The organism is Streptomyces sp. NPDC001515, assembly GCF_053597115.1.
The window spans coordinates 1-14565 of the sequence record NZ_JBSFHN010000019.1; the positions used below are offsets into that span (position 1 = coordinate 1).

Sequence of the window (14565 nt, forward strand, 5' to 3'; positions counted from 1 at the left end):
CACGACGTCCACACAGCCCGCAAAACCGACACCGCCACGTCCCGGAACAAGAAGCCGACGACCCCACGACCTCGCCGCACAGGTTAAAGATCAAGTTAGCCTTCCCCCGCACGGCGACAGGGCCTGTCCGGAAGCACCGGACAGGCCCTGCGGCGTGTGAGGATCGCGTCGCTAACGGCTCAGCGGCCAGGCGACCGATTCGTGGTCGACGTCGCTCTGTTCGGCGGAGCCCACGAAGCGGGCGCACGCCTCCGTCAGGGTCTCCAGCAGCGTCAGCGGGTCCGGCAGCGGGTGCTCGGGGCCGCGCAGCCACTGGACGTCCAGCTCACCGGGGAGCGTGGCGGGCGGCAGGAGCACGTAGCTGCCCCGGCAGTGCCAGCGCAGACCGGGGTGCTCGTCCATCGTCTCGGGGTGGCAGTCCAGCTCGCACGGCCACCACTCGTCCTCGTCCTCGGGTGTGCCGCGCGTCGCGGTGAAGAAGAGCATCCGGTCGTCGCCGGAGCGGGCCACCGGGCCGACCTCGATGCCGGCGGCCAGCAGGTTCTCCAGGGCCTGGGCCCCGGCGTCCAGCGGGACGTCCAGGACGTCGTGGACCATGCCGGTCGCGGTGATGAAGTTGGCCTGCGGCTGGTTGCGGGCCCAGCGCTCGATCTGGGCCCGGTCGGTGGTGGACTGGGTCTGCCAGGCGAAGGAGACGGGGTGCCGGGCGGGGGTCGGACAGCCGATCCGTTCGCACGAACATCGGTAGCCGACCGGATGGGCGGCGGGCGCGATCGGCATCCCGGCCTCGGCGACGGCCAGGAGCAGTGCGATCCGCGCGGTGCCGTCGACATCGCCCGCAGGAGGTTTGGGCCGTCGGCGCAGCCACTGGGAAAACCTGCTCTCCGAGCCGCGACCGCGACTGAAATCGGCGCCCATCTATCCCCTTACCTCTACGTTGCCCCTGCCCATGGTCCCACCATCCTGCGCCCCGGGTGGCCAGAGTTCCGAAGCGGGGTACGCCGTCTCCTGTCCCGCCGTGACCGTTGGCCTCATGTTTGTCATGGAATGTTCCGGGACGGACCACCCGATCGGTTCACTGTGCGGGGCCCCGGAACGGGCGCACCATGGGCTCACGCACACACCCGTGCGACGCACCGGCCGCAGCGGCCACCATTGCCGCGCGACGATCCGTGAGGAGGCCCCGTTGCCTCGTTCAGCCCGACCCCGCCGCTATCTGATGTGCGCCCCGGCGCACTTCCGGGTGACGTATTCCATCAATCCGTGGATGGACCCCAGCAAACCCGTGGACCTGCCGCTGGCCCGGACCCAGTGGGAGGACCTGCGCGACCGCTACCGTGCGCTCGGCCACACCGTGGAACTGCTCACACCCCGCCCGGACCTGCCCGACATGGTCTTCGCGGCCAACGGGGCGACCGTGATCGACGGCCGGGTGCTGGGGGCGCGCTTCGCCTACCAGGAGCGGTTCCCCGAGGCCGCCGCCCACCGCGACTGGTTCAGGGAGCACGGTTTCACCGAGATCCATGAGCCGGAACACGTCAATGAGGGCGAGGGCGATTTCGCGGTGACCTCCTCGTACGTCCTGGCGGGGCGCGGCTTCCGGTCGAGTCCGCTGGCGCACGACGAGGCGCAGGAGTTCTTCGGACGGCCGGTGATCGGCCTGGATCTGGTCGATCCGCGCTACTACCACCTCGATACGGCGCTGTGCGTGCTGGACGACGCGCGGGACGAGATCATGTACTACCCGGACGCGTTCTCGCCGGGCAGCCGGTCCGTGCTGGCCCGGCTCTTCCCGGACGCGCTGCTCGCCACCGCCGAGGACGCGGCCGCCTTCGGGCTGAACGCGGTGAGCGACGGGCTCCACGTCCTGCTGCCGCAGGCCGCGACGGGGCTGCTCGACCCGTTGCGGGAGCGCGGTTTCACGCCGGTGCCGATGGATCTGGGCGAGCTGCTCAAGGGCGGCGGCAGCGTGAAGTGCTGTACGCAGGAGCTGCGCGGTCCGGGCCTGCTGTAGGGCCCGTCGTTCGGATCAGGGGCCCTCGGGCCCCTGATCCGGGCCGGCCGGGGGCGGCCAGGCGTCGCCCCACGCGGCGTCCCGGGCGGCGCGGTACAGCTCGCCGTGCCGCTTGGTGACCGTCTCCCGGCGCAGCCCCTCCTCGCGGGTGCACAGTTCCAGCAGCACCTGGCCCTTGCGGATCTGCGGGCGGCGGGTGACCCGGGCCGCCGCCGGCGCCACGGGGAAGCGGGTGGCGGCCACGTAGGCGAACTTCTCGTCCTCGTACGGCAGTGAGCCGCCCTTGATCCGGCGGTGCAGCGAGGAGCGGCTGACCCGGGCGGAGAAGTGGCACCAGTCGGTGCCCGGCTCGATGGGGCAGGCGCCGCTGTGCGGGCAGGGCGCGGCGACGGTGAGGCCGGCGGCGACCAGCCGGTCGCGGGCCTCGATGACGCGGGCGTAGCCGTCGGGGGTGCCGGGTTCGACGACCACGACGGCCCCGGCCGCACGGGCCACGTCGTCGACGAGGGCGGTGCGTGCCTCGGGCGTCAGCTCGTTGAGCACGTAGGAGACGGTCACCAGGTCGGCGGCGCCGAGGTCGAGGTCGGTGCCGATCCGGGCGCGCTCCCACCGGGCCTCGCGCAGGGCCGGGGCGCCGGAGGCGGCGGCCAGCTCACGGCCGAGCGCGAGGGCGGGCTCCGCCCAGTCCAGGACGGTGCTGCGGGTTCCCTCCCAGGCCCCGGCGACCGCCCACGTCGCCGCTCCGGTGCCGCCGCCGACATCGGTGTGGGTGGCCGGGGCCCAGTCCGGCGCGGCGGCGCGCAGGGCGTCCAGCGCGGACCGTACGGCCTCGAAGGTGGCGGGCATCCGGTACGCGGCGTAGGCAGCGACGTCGGAGCGGTCGCGCAGGACCGGGGTGTCGGTGGGAACGGTCCCCCGGTAGTGGGCGATCAGCCGGTCGACGGCCTGGGCGGCCCTTCGGGGCGGCAGGCCGTCCAGCAGAGCCGCGAGGGCGGCGCGCAGATCGTCGGCGGTGGGGAGGGTGGCGTTCACCGAGGAATTGTAGGCGGCCCCGGCGAAGGTCCGGACCGGGGCCGGTTCCGGTGCGGAACCGGGACGGAACGGGGACGGAACCGAACTGCTGATCCGTACCGACCAGTTGCTACGCTGACCGCCGCGAGGTCGGTATTGCTCTTCGGGGGGACCATGAGGCTGAGGATCGGGCGACTGGCTCCGGTCGGCATGCAGACCACGAGGCAGCGGGTCGTGCGCATGGCCCTGCTCGGTGGCGTGCTGGTGCTGGTCCTGGTGCTTCTGCTCGCCACCTGCGGGGGCGGGGGCGCCGAGAAGAAGGACGACGCCGAGCCGAAGAAGCCGGTGAAGCGGAGCGCCGCCCCGGCCACCCAGCTGACCGTCCCGTCGGCGTACACCACGCAGCGGGGCTGGGAGCTGGTCGGCACCTCCCCGGACTACGCGCTGTCGCGTACGACGGGGCGGCTGGCCTATCTGGTGCGGACCGCCGAGGGCGAGTACCAGCTGCGGACCATCGATTCGGAGACCGGCAGGGCCGGCTGGAGCGGCGAGCGGTGGCGGCCCCCGGCCGCGGCGCACTTCCCGAAGCTGCTCACCGTCACCGCCGACGACCAGGAGTACTTCGTGACCTGGTCGTACGGGAAGGTCGGAGAGGACGCACCGGCGCCCGCCGACCGGATCGTCTCGCTGGACGTGTACCGGGTGGAGGACGGCAGCCGGGAGCGCGTCGAGGTGCCGTGGAGCACGCAGCCCGCGGTGTCGGTGACCGGCCCCGGCATCCTGATCGGCGACGGCGGCACGACGAACGTGGTGGTGGACCCGGGAACGGGCCGGATCACCCGGGTGCCCGCCAAGGCGCTGAAGTATCCGAAGGGGTGCGCGGCCTGCCGGCAGCTCACCGAGGTGCGCGGCGTCACGTCGAAGGGGCTGCTGGTCAGCGGGGCGCGGGAGTTCTGGGTGCAGGGCGGCTGGTTCAGCCGGGACGTGGCGCCCAAGGGCACCGACCGGCAGAGCGGCGTCCCGACGTCCGTGGCGCCCGGTCTGATCCTGGCCCGGTGGCAGCTGGCCAAGGGCGCGAAGAACGCGGCGACGCACGAGCTGTGGACGGTGCACGACCTGGAGACCGGCAAGGCGCTGGTGTCGGTGCAGTGCCACAAGCCGGCGATCGCCCCGGGGCAGTTCCCGCAGGCGGTCGTCTCCTCCTCGGGCGGTTATCTGGTGGCGGGGAACCTGGCCTTCGACATGGAGGCCGGCAAGGGCTACTGCTTCGAGGACACGGAGGGCTCCAGGACCCTGGTGCTGGCGTCCGTGACCGACGGCGGCACGGCCTACGGGGCCACCAACGTGCGCAACGCCTCGGACGTGCTGGCCGGGGGCGGCTTCCCGGTGGAGGCCGACATCTCCTCGGGCACGACGGACCTGCTGTCGCCGAACGTGCGGGTACCGGGCGCGGAGGGCGCGGAGGGCACCGGGCTGTTCCGCTGGACCGACGACAAGGACCGCCAGCACCTGATCGGCTACCCGCGCGAGGACTGACCCCGGTACGGCGGAAGCCCGGCCGGACGGCATCGGTGCCGTCCGGCCGGGCTTCTTCGCGTACGGCGTCAGGGGCGCGGGGCCACCCGCTGCCAGGGGCGGCACATGCCGAGGAAGCAGGCCATCGCCGCCAGCGCGCAGACCAGCTGCACCACGGCCATCGGCACGGCGGTGTCCTCGCCCGCGACGCCGACGAGCGGGGAGGCGACGGCGCCGATCAGGAACGAGGAGGTGCCCAGCAGCGCGGAGGCGGACCCGGCGGCGTGCTTGGTGCGCATCAGCGCCTGGGCGTTGGTGTTGGGCATCGCGAGCCCCATCGCCGACATCAGCACGAAGAGCCCCGCCGCCACCGGCACCAGCCCGACGTCGCCGAAGACCCCGGAGGTCATCAGCAGCAGGGCGGTCGCGGCCAGCACGATCACGGCCAGGCCGAAGCCGAGGGCCTTGTCGAGGCTGACCCGGCCGACGAGGACCTTGCCGTTGAACTGGCCCACGGCGATCAGCCCGACGGAGTTGACGCCGAACAGCAGGCTGAAGGTCTGCGGCGAGGCCCCGTAGATCTCCTGGACGACGAACGGCGAGGCGCTCACGTACGAGAACAGGGCGGCGAAGGCGAGGCTGCCCGCGATCATGTAGCCGCTGAAGACCCGGTCGCCGAGGAGTCCGCGCATGGTGCGCAGCGCGTCCCCGACGCCTCCGGTGTGGCGCTCGGCGGGCGGCAGGGTCTCGTGCAGCCACTTGTGGACGACCAGGGTGAGCAGCAGCCCGACCACGGTGAGGACGGCGAAGATGCCGCGCCAGTCGGTGAACCGCAGGACCTGGCCGCCGATCACGGGGGCGACGACCGGGGCGACGCCGGAGATCAGCATCAGGGTGGAGAAGAACCGGGCCATCTCGTCGCCGTCGTACAGATCGCGCACCACGGCGCGGGCGATGACGATGCCGGCGGCGCCCGCGAGCCCCTGGATCAGCCGGAAGCCGATGAGCAGTTCGGCGGTGGGGGCGAAGACGCAGATCGCGGTGGCCAGGACGTAGACGACCATCCCGAGCAGCAGCGGGCGGCGGCGGCCCCACCGGTCGCTCATCGGGCCGACGACGAGCTGGCCGAGCGCCATGCCGGTGAGGCAGGCGGTGAGGGTGAGCTGGACGGTGGCGGCCGGGGCGTGCAGCGCGTCGGTGACGGCGGGCAGCGCCGGGAGGTACATGTCCATGGAGAGCGGCGGAAGCGCGGTGAGTCCGCCGAGGACCAGGGTGACGAGGAGGCCGGCCCGGCGGGCCGCCGTGGCGGTGGGAGGCAGCTCCGTCGCGGCCCCGGATTCGGTGGTGGGTATTCGCTGGGCCCGGCTGACGCCGCTGTCCGGCATTCTCATCTCCATAGTCGTTGAATTCGCCCTCTATGCTCTCAGCTCAGCGGGAATGGTCGACACCCTTGGGAGAGCGTGCATGAGCAGGACAGTCCGTTGGGGCGTGCTGGCGACGGGCGGGATCGCGGCGACCTTCACCGCGGACCTGCTGGCGATGCCCGGAGCGGAGGTGGTCGCCGTGGCCTCCCGTTCGGACGCCTCGGCGAAGGCGTTCGCCGAGCGGTTCGGGATACCGAGGGCGTACGGGAGCTGGGCGGAGCTGGTGGCCGACGCGGACGTGGACGTGGTGTACGTGGCCACGCCGCACTCCGCGCACCGGGCGGCGGCCGGGCTGGCGCTGAAGGCCGGCAAGCACGTGCTGTGCGAGAAGGCGTTCACCCTGAACGAGCGCGAGGCGCGGGAGCTGGTGGACCTGGCCCGGGAGCGCGGTCTGTTCCTGATGGAGGCCATGTGGACGTACTGCAACCCGGTGATCCGGCGGATGACGGAGCTGGTCCGCGACGGGGCGATCGGTGAGATCCGGACCGTCCAGGCCGACTTCGGCTTCGCGGCGGAGCTGGACCCCGGGCACCGGCTGCGCGACCCGGCCCTGGGCGGCGGCGCCCTGCTGGACCTGGGGGTCTATCCGGTGGCGTTCGCGCAGTTGCTGCTCGGCGAGCCGGACCGGGTGCGGGCGGACGCGCTGCTGTCGCCGGAGGGCGTGGACCTGAACACCGGGATGCTGCTGGGCTGGGACTCGGGCGCGCAGGCGCTGCTGTCCTGCTCGATCGTGGGCCACCATCCGACGGCGGCGACCGTGATCGGCACGGCCGGGCGGATCGACGTCCCCGAGAACTTCTTCCACCCGGGCCGCTTCGTGCTGCACCGGGCCGGTCACGAGCCGGAGGAGATCGTGTCGGGGCCCGGACCGCAGGGGCTGACCGGGATGCAGTTCGAGGCGGCCGAGGTGATGCGGGCGGTGGCGGCGGGCGAGAAGGAGTCCCCGCTGGTGCCGCTGGAGGGTTCGCTCGCGGTGATGCGGACGCTCGACGCGGTGCGTGAGCGCATCGGCGTCCGCTACCCGGTGGACGGCGCGGCCTGAGGCCGCGGGCCCTTCGCACGGGGTGCGTGCGAAGGGCCCGCGGGGAGCCGGGTCAGGCGGGGGTGAGGCCCTGGTGCCCGGCCTCCGTGACGAACGAGGCGGCCGTCGTGACGGGGGCGCCCGGGGTGGTGACGGCGGAGACCGTGCGGTAGTCGGCGCGGGCCAGCCGCTCCCGCAGGGTGACCAGGGCGTAGCCCCGGCGGCCGTTGTAGTACTTCATGTGCGGGTTGGCGGTCGTGAGGTTGGTCCAGTTCGCGGGCTTCTCGGAGCCGTTCTTGCCGCTGGTGATCGAGGTGGCGACGATCTCCGTGCCGACCGTGCGGGAGGCGGGGTCGTCGAAGTCGGCCTTCAGGTCGAAGGCGTATCCGACGTGCACATCACCGGTGAGGACCATCAGGTTGTCCACCCCGGCGGACTCGGCGCCCCGCAGGACGCGGTCGCGGGAGGCGGGGTAGCCGTCCCAGGAGTCCATGGAGAGCTTGTACGCGTCGGTGGGCACGTCGCGCCGCTGCGCGAAGGTGACCTGCTGCGGGACGACGTTCCACACGGCGTGCGACTGGCGCCAGCCGTCGATGAGCCAGCGTTCCTGGGCGGCGCCGGTGAGGGTGCGCGAGGGGTCCTCGGACTCGGGGCCGGGGGTCTGCCAGCCGTCGCCGTACGCCTGGTCGCTGCGGTACTGGCGGGTGTCGAGGATGTCGAACTGGGCGAGCCGGCCGAACTGGAGCCGCCGGTAGAGCCGCATGTCCGGGCCCTGCGGCAGCTGCGGGGCGCGCAGCGGCTGGTTCTCCCAGTACGCGCGGTAGGCGGCGGCCCGGCGGATCAGGAACTCCTCCGGCGGGACGCTGTTCTCGGGCGTCTCGCCGGCGTAGTTGTTCTCGGTCTCGTGGTCGTCCCAGGTGACGACGAAGGGGTGCGCGGCGTGCGCGGCGCGCAGATCGGGGTCGGACTTGTAGAGGGCGTACCGCAGCCGGTAGTCCTCCAGCGTGGTCGTCTCCCGGTTGAAGAGCGCGGGCAGGGTGCGGTCGGTGTAGTTGCGGGCGCCGCCGGTGGCGTTGACCGCGTACTCGTAGAGGTAGTCGCCGAGGTGGAAGACGACGTCGACGTCCTCGTTCGCGAGGTGCTTGTACGCGGTGAAGTAGCCGTCGTGGTACGCCTGGCAGGAGACGGCGGCCAGCCGCAGTTCGCCGGTGCGGGCGCCCGGGGCGGGGGCGGTGCGGGTGCGGCCGACGGGGCTGGTCCACTGCCCGGTGCGGAAGCGGTAGTAGAGCACCCGGTCCGGGGCGAGGCCCTTCACCTCGACGTGCACGCTGTGGTGGAACTCCGGGTGGGCGAGGGCGGTGCCGCGCCGGACGATGCGCTGGAAGCGTTCGTCGCGGGCGAGTTCCCAGCGGACCTCGACCCGGGCGGCGGGCAGTCCGCTGTCCGGTTCGAAGGGGCGGGGGGCGAGCCGGGTCCAGAGCAGGACGGAGTCGTGCAGCGGGTCGCCGGAGGCGACGCCCAGCGTGAAGGGGTTCTCGGTGATCCTCCGGCCGTCGAGTTCGGCGGCGCTCGCCGTCCCGGCGGCCGGCAGGCCGACCGAGAAGGCGAGTGCGGCGGCGGCTCCGGTGACCGTGAGGAAGCGTCGCCGGTCGGTGTGCCGGGCGGCGTCGCGCAGCGCCTGCTGGTGCGATGAGTCCGTCATCTGTCCCTCCCCTGACTGGTGGTGTGGGGGAAGTCCACCGGTCCGGCGCATCGCGCGGCTGTCGCGCTCGCGACGCGCGGGCGTCGGCGCGGTGAGGAGTGCGGCAGGAATGGATCCCCCAGGGCAAACACCGCATAAGCGGCCGAAACCATGATCATCACCGAGGGGTGCGTCACTCCGGGGAATCGCCGGTCGGGGCCGGAAAATCACCCCCGGGGGTCGAACCCCCCGCCCCCGCACCCCTTTTGGCCCGTCCGGCGGGCGGCGGGCGTACGCTGCCGCCCCATGAGCAACAGTCTGTCGCACCGCACCACGCGGACCGCCGTGGTCACCGGCGCCGGCTCCGGGATCGGCCGCGCGGTGGCGCTGGCCCTGAGCGGGGCGGGCTGGTCGGTGGCGCTCACCGGCCGCCGTCCGGGCCCGCTCGCCGAGACCGCCGCGCTCGCCGCCCCGGACGCCCGGCTGATCACCGTCCCGGCGGACGTCTCCCGCCCGGACGACGTGGACGCCCTGTTCTCCGCCGTACGGGAGACCTTCGGCACGCTCGGTCTGCTCTTCAACAACGCGGGGACCTTCGGGCCCGCCGGCGTACCGGTGGAGGACCTGGCGTACGAGGACTGGCGCACGGTCGTCGACACCAATCTGACCGGGGCGTTCCTCTGCGCCCAGGGCGCCTACCGGCTGATGCGCGCGCAGGACCCGCAGGGTGGCCGGATCATCAACAACGGGTCGATCTCCGCCCACACCCCCCGCCCGCACTCCGTGGCGTACACCGCGACCAAGCACGCGATCACCGGCCTGACCAAATCGCTGTCCCTGGACGGGCGTCCCTACCGCATCGCCTGCGGCCAGATCGACATCGGCAACGCCGCCACCGACATGACCGCGCGCATGCGCGCCGGCACCCTCCAGGCCAACGGCGAGACGGCCGTGGAGCCGGTCATGGCGGCGGCGGACGTGGCCCGGACCGTGGTCCACATGGCGGAGCTGCCCCTGGAGGCGAACATGCAGTTCGCCACGGTGATGGCGACGGCGATGCCGTACGTGGGACGGGGCTGAGGGGCCGGGCCGGGGGTCAGCGGGCGAGGAACTCGCGGTACCAGGAGGCGTGCGCGGCGAAGGACTCCGCGAAGGCGGGGCCGGGGGTCCAGTCGAGTTCCTTCTCGGCGCGGTCGTCGTCGAACCAGTGGTCCACGGCCAGCATCTCGAAGTGGTGCCGGGCCCTCGGGGCCGCCTCCAGCCGGGCCCACACCTCGTCCGTGCCGATCTCCCCGGTGACCCCGGGCGGGCGAAGGGCGCCGAGCACGGTGGACAGCAGCTCCGAGCAGCCGACCGGTTCGGGATGGTTGACGTGGAAGACGCCGGACGGCGCCGCCGGGGCGAGGGCGGCCCCGAGCAGGGCCCGGCCCAGGCTCTCCACCTCGATCATCGAGTGGCGGGCCGGGCAGCCGGCGGGCGCGGCGGCCAGGAAGCGCAGCAGCGCCACCAGCCCCGGAACGACCCAGCGGTCCCCCGTCCCGTACACCAGGTGCGGGCGCAGCACCGCTCCCTGCGCTTCCAGGACGTGGCGCTCGGCGGCGGCCCGGGTCCGGCTGGCCGCGGAGACCGGGGCGAGCGGGGCCGTCTCGGGCAGCAGTCCGGTGAAGGGGCCCCGGCCGTAGACGGAGGCGGTGGAGAGCTGGACGATCCGGCCGGCCCCGGCCCGGACCGCCTCGTCGACGAGCGCCCGGGTGCCGTGGTCGTTGACGGCGCGGAGGGTGGTCTCGTCGGCGTCGATCCGGGAGGCGCAGTGGATGACCGCGTCCACCCCGTCGCAGCTGCCGCGCAGCGACGCGGGGTCGGCGAGGTCGCCGCGCACCGTCTCCACGCCGGGCCCGGTGAGGGAGGGGTCGAGCGCGGTGCGGTGGGTCATCAGGCGGAGGCGGACGCCGGGCGTGGCGCGGGCGGCGGCGGCCACCCGGCCGCCGATGAATCCGGTCGCTCCGGTGATGAGAAGGAGGGGGCTCATGCGCGGTCGCTCCGGACGTCGTGAGGGAGGGCCGGAAGGTCGGCCGAGAACAGATCGCAGGTGAAGGCCGGGGCGCCGTCCTGAACGGCCCGCACCCGCACCCCGGCGGGCAGGCTCCCCTCCGCCGGGAGCTCGGTGGCCTCGATCCGGCAGGGGCGGTCCAGCTCCACGTACTGGTGGAAGTCGGCCTGCATCGTCGTCGGCAGGAAGGGGGCGCCGCCCGCGGCGTGCGCGGCCTGCCGGGCCGCTTCCAGGAGCAGGATGCCCGGTACGTGGTCGTTGGGGCGCCCGAAGAGGGTCGGGTGGCGGGTGTCCAGCCGCAGCTGCCAGGCCCCCGGGGCCGCGTCGGGCGAGAGGACGACGTCCTGTTCGCGGGTCCTGCCGACCGTGCGCGGCGCGACGGCGGGCAGGAGGGGTATCGGGGTGCCGAGGACGGCGCCGCGGTGTCCGCGCATCTTCTGGTACGCCCGCGCCGAGGAGCAGCTGATCCGGCCGCCGCCGGTGGCGAGCACGGTGCCGCGCCGGTGCAGCAGCAGTTCGAGGTGCATGGAGCCGAGGCTCCGGCCGCGCCGGCGGATCCGGGAGCAGGAGACGTCGACCGTGATGTCCCACGGTTCGTCGTTGCGTTCCAGGCGTTCGGACGCGGAGGTGTAGCGCAGCTCCCACATCACGAAGGCGTCGCCCACCGGCACGCCGAACTGGGCGTGGGCGATCAGCATCGTCGTCTGCCGCATGGTCTCCGCTATCAGGAGCGGGTCCTGGTGGCGGCCGACCGGGGCGAAGAAGCGGTGGGCGCGGGGCCAGCGCGCGGAGACGGAGAACTGGGTCTCGGTGAGGGGGGTCAGTCCGGTGGGGAAGGCGTCCCGCAGGTCGGCGCGGTGAACGAGCTCACCCAGCCGCTCGGGCGCCCAGCCTCTGCGGCCGGGGTCCTCGATCCCGGCGACGGCTTCCGCTTCCGCGCCTTCGGCGGGTGGTCCGGACGGGCGGCCGGTACCGGTGGCGCGCTCGGCGGACCGGGTGTCGTCCACCGCGGTCGAAGCGCTGCGTGAGGTGAGCCGAACCATGAAGTTCCCCCAGGAGGATCCGCGCCGACGGGCCGAGCCGCCCCGAGTAAGATACTGACAGCCCGGTATTCCCCTCCAGCCAACCCCCTGTGGCCCCCACCACGCCACTATTAGAGAGAAGCTGATGGCACAGCAGGCGCGCGCGATCCAGACCCGCCACTCGATCCTGGTGGCGGCGGCAGACGTGTTCGACGAGCGGGGCTACAGCAGCGCCACGATCAGCGAGATCCTGGCTCGGGCCGGGGTGACCAAGGGCGCGATGTACTTCCACTTCGCCTCGAAGGAGGAGCTCGCGCTCGGGGTGATGGACATCCAGCTGGACAGCGATCCGCTGCCCCCGCAGCTCACCAAGCTCCAGGAGCTGGTGGACCAGGGCATGCTCCTGGCCTACCGGCTGCGCCACGAGCCGCTGGTCCGGGCGAGCGTCGGCCTGGCCATGGACCAGGCCGTGGAGGGGCTGGTCAGGGGCACCCCGTTCCGTGGCTGGATAGACCGGATCGAGCAGCTGCTGACGGCCGCCAAGGCCCAGGGCGAGCTGCTGCCGCACGTCAATCCGGGTGAGGCCGCGGAGATGCTGGCGGGTTCCTTCTCGGGCATCCAGGTGATGTCCCAGGTGCTGACCAACCGCGAGGACCTGGGCCGGCGCATCTCGGTCCTGCTGCACTACATCCTGCCCAGCATCTCGACCCCGGCCGTCCTGGCCACGCTGGACATGGCGGAGGACCGCGGCGAGCGGCTGGTCCTCGGCCGGCAGACCGTGCCGAGCCAGGCCCCGGCCTCGGGCTGATCCTCCGGGGGCCCCGGCCCGCCCCCGCACGCCACGGGCCCCCGCCCGGTGGCATGGGGATCCACCGGGCGGGGGCCGGGGCGGCGTGGTGGGGCACGCCGCGACGGGGCGGTTCAACGGGTCGCAGGGCCTGTCCGGCCATTCCGCCGGACGGGCCCCACGGGTCAGCAGGCTCCCAGGTCCTTCCAGACGCCCCACTCGCCGGTGCTGCCCGGCGTCTCGTTCTGCGTCCACCACTGGGCCTTGTAGCGGTGGCCGCCGTAGGAGACCTCGCTGCCCGCGTTGTACACCGATCCGGCCGTGTACGCCGGGACCGAGCCGCAGCCGGTGGCGGGCGGGTCGGTCGGCCCGGTGGTGGGAGGCGTGGTGGGTCCGGTGGTCGGGGGCGTCGTCGGACCGGTGGTGGTGCCGCCGAGCGCGGTGTTGATCTGCTTCAGCAGGGTGGCGTTGTCGTCCAGGCCGATGAGCGAGTACATCATCGCCCCGGCGAGGCCCCGCTGCTTGGCGTAGTCCACACGGGCCTGGATGGACTTCTGGTCCAGGCCGGTGAAGAACTCGCCGTCCTTGTAGAAGTACGAGGCCTTCGCCTCGTCGTCCCAGTAGGTCGTCGCCGGGTTGTCGACGATGCCGCCGAGCTCCTTGTAGTTGGCGATGCCGGCCTGCTGGCTGAGCGGACGGGCGGCCGAGCCGCCGGTGGCGGTCTGGGCGAGGCCGTGGGTGGTCCCGGCCGGGACGCCCTTCCAGCCGCGGTAGTAGAACTCGTAGCCCAGGTTCAGCTTGGCGGCGGGGAAGCCGCCCGCGATGCCGTAGGCCGGCTTGCCGTCGATCCAGGCGTCGACCGCGTTGTCGACCGAGTACTTCTCGGTGCCGGGCGCGACCGGGTCGGAGGGGTCGTTGCCGCCGGAGTAGAGCGGGGACTGGTGGTACGTGGGCCCGTCGCCGTCCCAGGCGCCGTGCATGTCGTACGTCATCAGGTTGGCGTAGTCGAGGTACTGACCGATCTTGTCGGTCTCGATGTTCTTGATCTTGTCCTGACCGGCCCCGAACGCGGCGGTCAGCAGGTACTTCTTGCCGCCGTTGGCCGCGCCGTAGGCGTCGAGCTGCTTGCGGAACTCGGCGAGGAGCAGGGTGAAGTTCTGCTTGTCCTCGGGGGCGTAGTGGTTGCCCAGGTGGCCGCCGTCGGAGCCGGGGTACTCCCAGTCCAGGTCGATGCCGTCGAAGATGCCGGCCGCCGTGCCCGGCCCGCCGAAGCCGCCCTCGACCGGCAGGTTGCCCTTGATGTACTGGTCGATGCAGGAGGAGACGAGCTTCTTGCGGCTCGCGTCGGTCTTGGCGGCGTCGCTGAAGTACTTGGAGTAGGTCCAGCCGCCCAGCGAGATGTTGATCTTCAGGTGCGGGTACTTCGCCTTCAGTTCCTTGAACTGGTTGAAGACACCGACGATCGGCTGGTTCCACGTGTCGCCCACGCCGTCCACGCTGTCGGCGGCGCTGAAGGACTTCTGGTAGTCGGCGTACGAATCGCCCGCGCCGTCACCGGCGTTGGGGTTGTTGTCGTCCCCCGCGGCCTTGTTCGCCTCGAAGCAGGTGAGGTCGGTGGGGTGGATGTTGCCGAACGAGTAGTTGATGATGTCCAGCTGGCCGGCGATGCCCCGGGTGTCGAGGTGCTTCGGGTAGAAGGCGTTGCCGTAGACGCTCCACTGGTCGTAGTACGCGATGCGCACCTTGCCCGCGGCGGGAGCGGCCTCCGCACCGGCCGCCTGGGCCGAGCCGATGCCGACGGTCGCGGCGAGCGCGCCGGAGGCGAGGGCCGTACCGAGAAGCGCGGCGATCAATGTCTTACGGGGGTGCACGTACAGCCTCCAGCGGGGGGTGGGGTTGCGCTGCGAATGAGCTGGAGCAGTGATAACCGGCCCGTGACCTGCGCGTCAACGCTCCCAAGAAGATTAGGACTAGACCAATTTGACGCTCCGTAGACTCCTCGGAGCCAGGCCGGGACGGGGCTCGGCGGAGCGCGGCATC

Annotated in this window: 12 protein-coding genes; 5 read left to right on the top strand and 7 right to left on the bottom strand. The window is 72.7% G+C overall.

The genetic code is table 11. The annotated features are described in order from the left end of the window. Positions 1-171 precede the first annotated feature (171 nt). Entirely contained in the window at positions 172-918 is a 747-nt protein-coding gene (locus ACWCXC_RS20730; RefSeq protein WP_450685329.1) for a bifunctional DNA primase/polymerase, read from the bottom strand. A gap of 268 nt (positions 919-1186) precedes the next feature. Between ACWCXC_RS20730 and ddaH the strand changes: the two genes are divergently transcribed. Further along, positions 1187-2014 carry a dimethylargininase gene (ddaH, locus tag ACWCXC_RS20735; protein WP_450685328.1) on the top strand — a complete coding sequence of 276 codons (828 nt, stop codon included), beginning with the start codon at positions 1187-1189 and terminating at the stop codon, positions 2012-2014. Positions 2015-2029: 15 nt separating this feature from the next. Here ddaH and ACWCXC_RS20740 read toward each other — a convergent pair whose 3' ends face one another. Next, positions 2030-3046: a small ribosomal subunit Rsm22 family protein gene (locus ACWCXC_RS20740; protein ID WP_450685327.1), complete on the bottom strand. Its 1017-nt coding sequence runs from the start codon at positions 3044-3046 to the stop codon at positions 2030-2032. A gap of 189 nt (positions 3047-3235) precedes the next feature. Between ACWCXC_RS20740 and ACWCXC_RS20745 the strand changes: the two genes are divergently transcribed. Then, positions 3236-4561: a hypothetical protein gene (locus ACWCXC_RS20745; protein WP_450685326.1), complete on the top strand. Its 1326-nt coding sequence runs from the start codon at positions 3236-3238 to the stop codon at positions 4559-4561. Positions 4562-4629: 68 nt separating this feature from the next. Here ACWCXC_RS20745 and ACWCXC_RS20750 read toward each other — a convergent pair whose 3' ends face one another. After that, the gene (locus ACWCXC_RS20750; RefSeq protein ID WP_450890154.1) at positions 4630-5925 is read right to left on the bottom strand and encodes a multidrug effflux MFS transporter; all 1296 of its coding nucleotides are present in this window, start codon (positions 5923-5925) and stop codon (positions 4630-4632) included. 79 nt (positions 5926-6004) lie between these two features. On the opposite strand from ACWCXC_RS20750, the gene ACWCXC_RS20755 reads away from it, so the two are divergent. Next, positions 6005-7006, top strand: a complete 1002-nt coding sequence (locus tag ACWCXC_RS20755) for a Gfo/Idh/MocA family protein (protein WP_450890155.1) — start codon at positions 6005-6007, stop codon at positions 7004-7006. A gap of 52 nt (positions 7007-7058) precedes the next feature. Here ACWCXC_RS20755 and ACWCXC_RS20760 read toward each other — a convergent pair whose 3' ends face one another. After that, positions 7059-8687 (bottom strand): alkaline phosphatase D family protein, encoded by a 1629-nt coding sequence (locus ACWCXC_RS20760; RefSeq protein ID WP_450890156.1) that lies wholly within the window; start codon positions 8685-8687, stop codon positions 7059-7061. A gap of 285 nt (positions 8688-8972) precedes the next feature. On the opposite strand from ACWCXC_RS20760, the gene ACWCXC_RS20765 reads away from it, so the two are divergent. After that, the gene (locus ACWCXC_RS20765; protein ID WP_450890157.1) at positions 8973-9746 is read left to right on the top strand and encodes an SDR family oxidoreductase; all 774 of its coding nucleotides are present in this window, start codon (positions 8973-8975) and stop codon (positions 9744-9746) included. 16 nt (positions 9747-9762) lie between these two features. Here ACWCXC_RS20765 and ACWCXC_RS20770 read toward each other — a convergent pair whose 3' ends face one another. After that, positions 9763-10695 (bottom strand): NAD-dependent epimerase/dehydratase family protein, encoded by a 933-nt coding sequence (locus tag ACWCXC_RS20770; protein ID WP_450685321.1) that lies wholly within the window; start codon positions 10693-10695, stop codon positions 9763-9765. Continuing rightward, positions 10692-11759 carry a ScbA/BarX family gamma-butyrolactone biosynthesis protein gene (locus tag ACWCXC_RS20775; protein ID WP_450685320.1) on the bottom strand — a complete coding sequence of 356 codons (1068 nt, stop codon included), beginning with the start codon at positions 11757-11759 and terminating at the stop codon, positions 10692-10694. The genes ACWCXC_RS20770 and ACWCXC_RS20775 overlap by 4 nt, the downstream gene beginning before the upstream one ends. A gap of 124 nt (positions 11760-11883) precedes the next feature. Here ACWCXC_RS20775 and ACWCXC_RS20780 point away from each other — a divergent pair, with 124 nt between their 5' ends. Beyond that, positions 11884-12546 carry a ScbR family autoregulator-binding transcription factor gene (locus ACWCXC_RS20780; RefSeq protein WP_450685319.1) on the top strand — a complete coding sequence of 221 codons (663 nt, stop codon included), beginning with the start codon at positions 11884-11886 and terminating at the stop codon, positions 12544-12546. Positions 12547-12710: 164 nt separating this feature from the next. Here ACWCXC_RS20780 and ACWCXC_RS20785 read toward each other — a convergent pair whose 3' ends face one another. Next, positions 12711-14396, bottom strand: a complete 1686-nt coding sequence (locus tag ACWCXC_RS20785) for a glycosyl hydrolase family 18 protein (protein ID WP_450685318.1) — start codon at positions 14394-14396, stop codon at positions 12711-12713. Positions 14397-14565 lie beyond the last annotated feature (169 nt).

Coding starts and splice junctions, on each gene's coding strand:
- ACWCXC_RS20770 (WP_450685321.1), bottom strand. CDS start 10,695: ATGAGCCCCCTCCTTCTCATCACCGGAGCGACCGGATTCATCGGCGGC.
- ACWCXC_RS20755 (WP_450890155.1), top strand. CDS start 6,005: ATGAGCAGGACAGTCCGTTGGGGCGTGCTGGCGACGGGCGGGATCGCG.
- ACWCXC_RS20730 (WP_450685329.1), bottom strand. CDS start 918: ATGGGCGCCGATTTCAGTCGCGGTCGCGGCTCGGAGAGCAGGTTTTCC.
- ACWCXC_RS20780 (WP_450685319.1), top strand. CDS start 11,884: ATGGCACAGCAGGCGCGCGCGATCCAGACCCGCCACTCGATCCTGGTG.
- ACWCXC_RS20750 (WP_450890154.1), bottom strand. CDS start 5,925: ATGCCGGACAGCGGCGTCAGCCGGGCCCAGCGAATACCCACCACCGAA.
- ACWCXC_RS20775 (WP_450685320.1), bottom strand. CDS start 11,759: ATGGTTCGGCTCACCTCACGCAGCGCTTCGACCGCGGTGGACGACACC.
- ACWCXC_RS20765 (WP_450890157.1), top strand. CDS start 8,973: ATGAGCAACAGTCTGTCGCACCGCACCACGCGGACCGCCGTGGTCACC.
- ACWCXC_RS20745 (WP_450685326.1), top strand. CDS start 3,236: ATGCAGACCACGAGGCAGCGGGTCGTGCGCATGGCCCTGCTCGGTGGC.
- ACWCXC_RS20760 (WP_450890156.1), bottom strand. CDS start 8,687: ATGACGGACTCATCGCACCAGCAGGCGCTGCGCGACGCCGCCCGGCAC.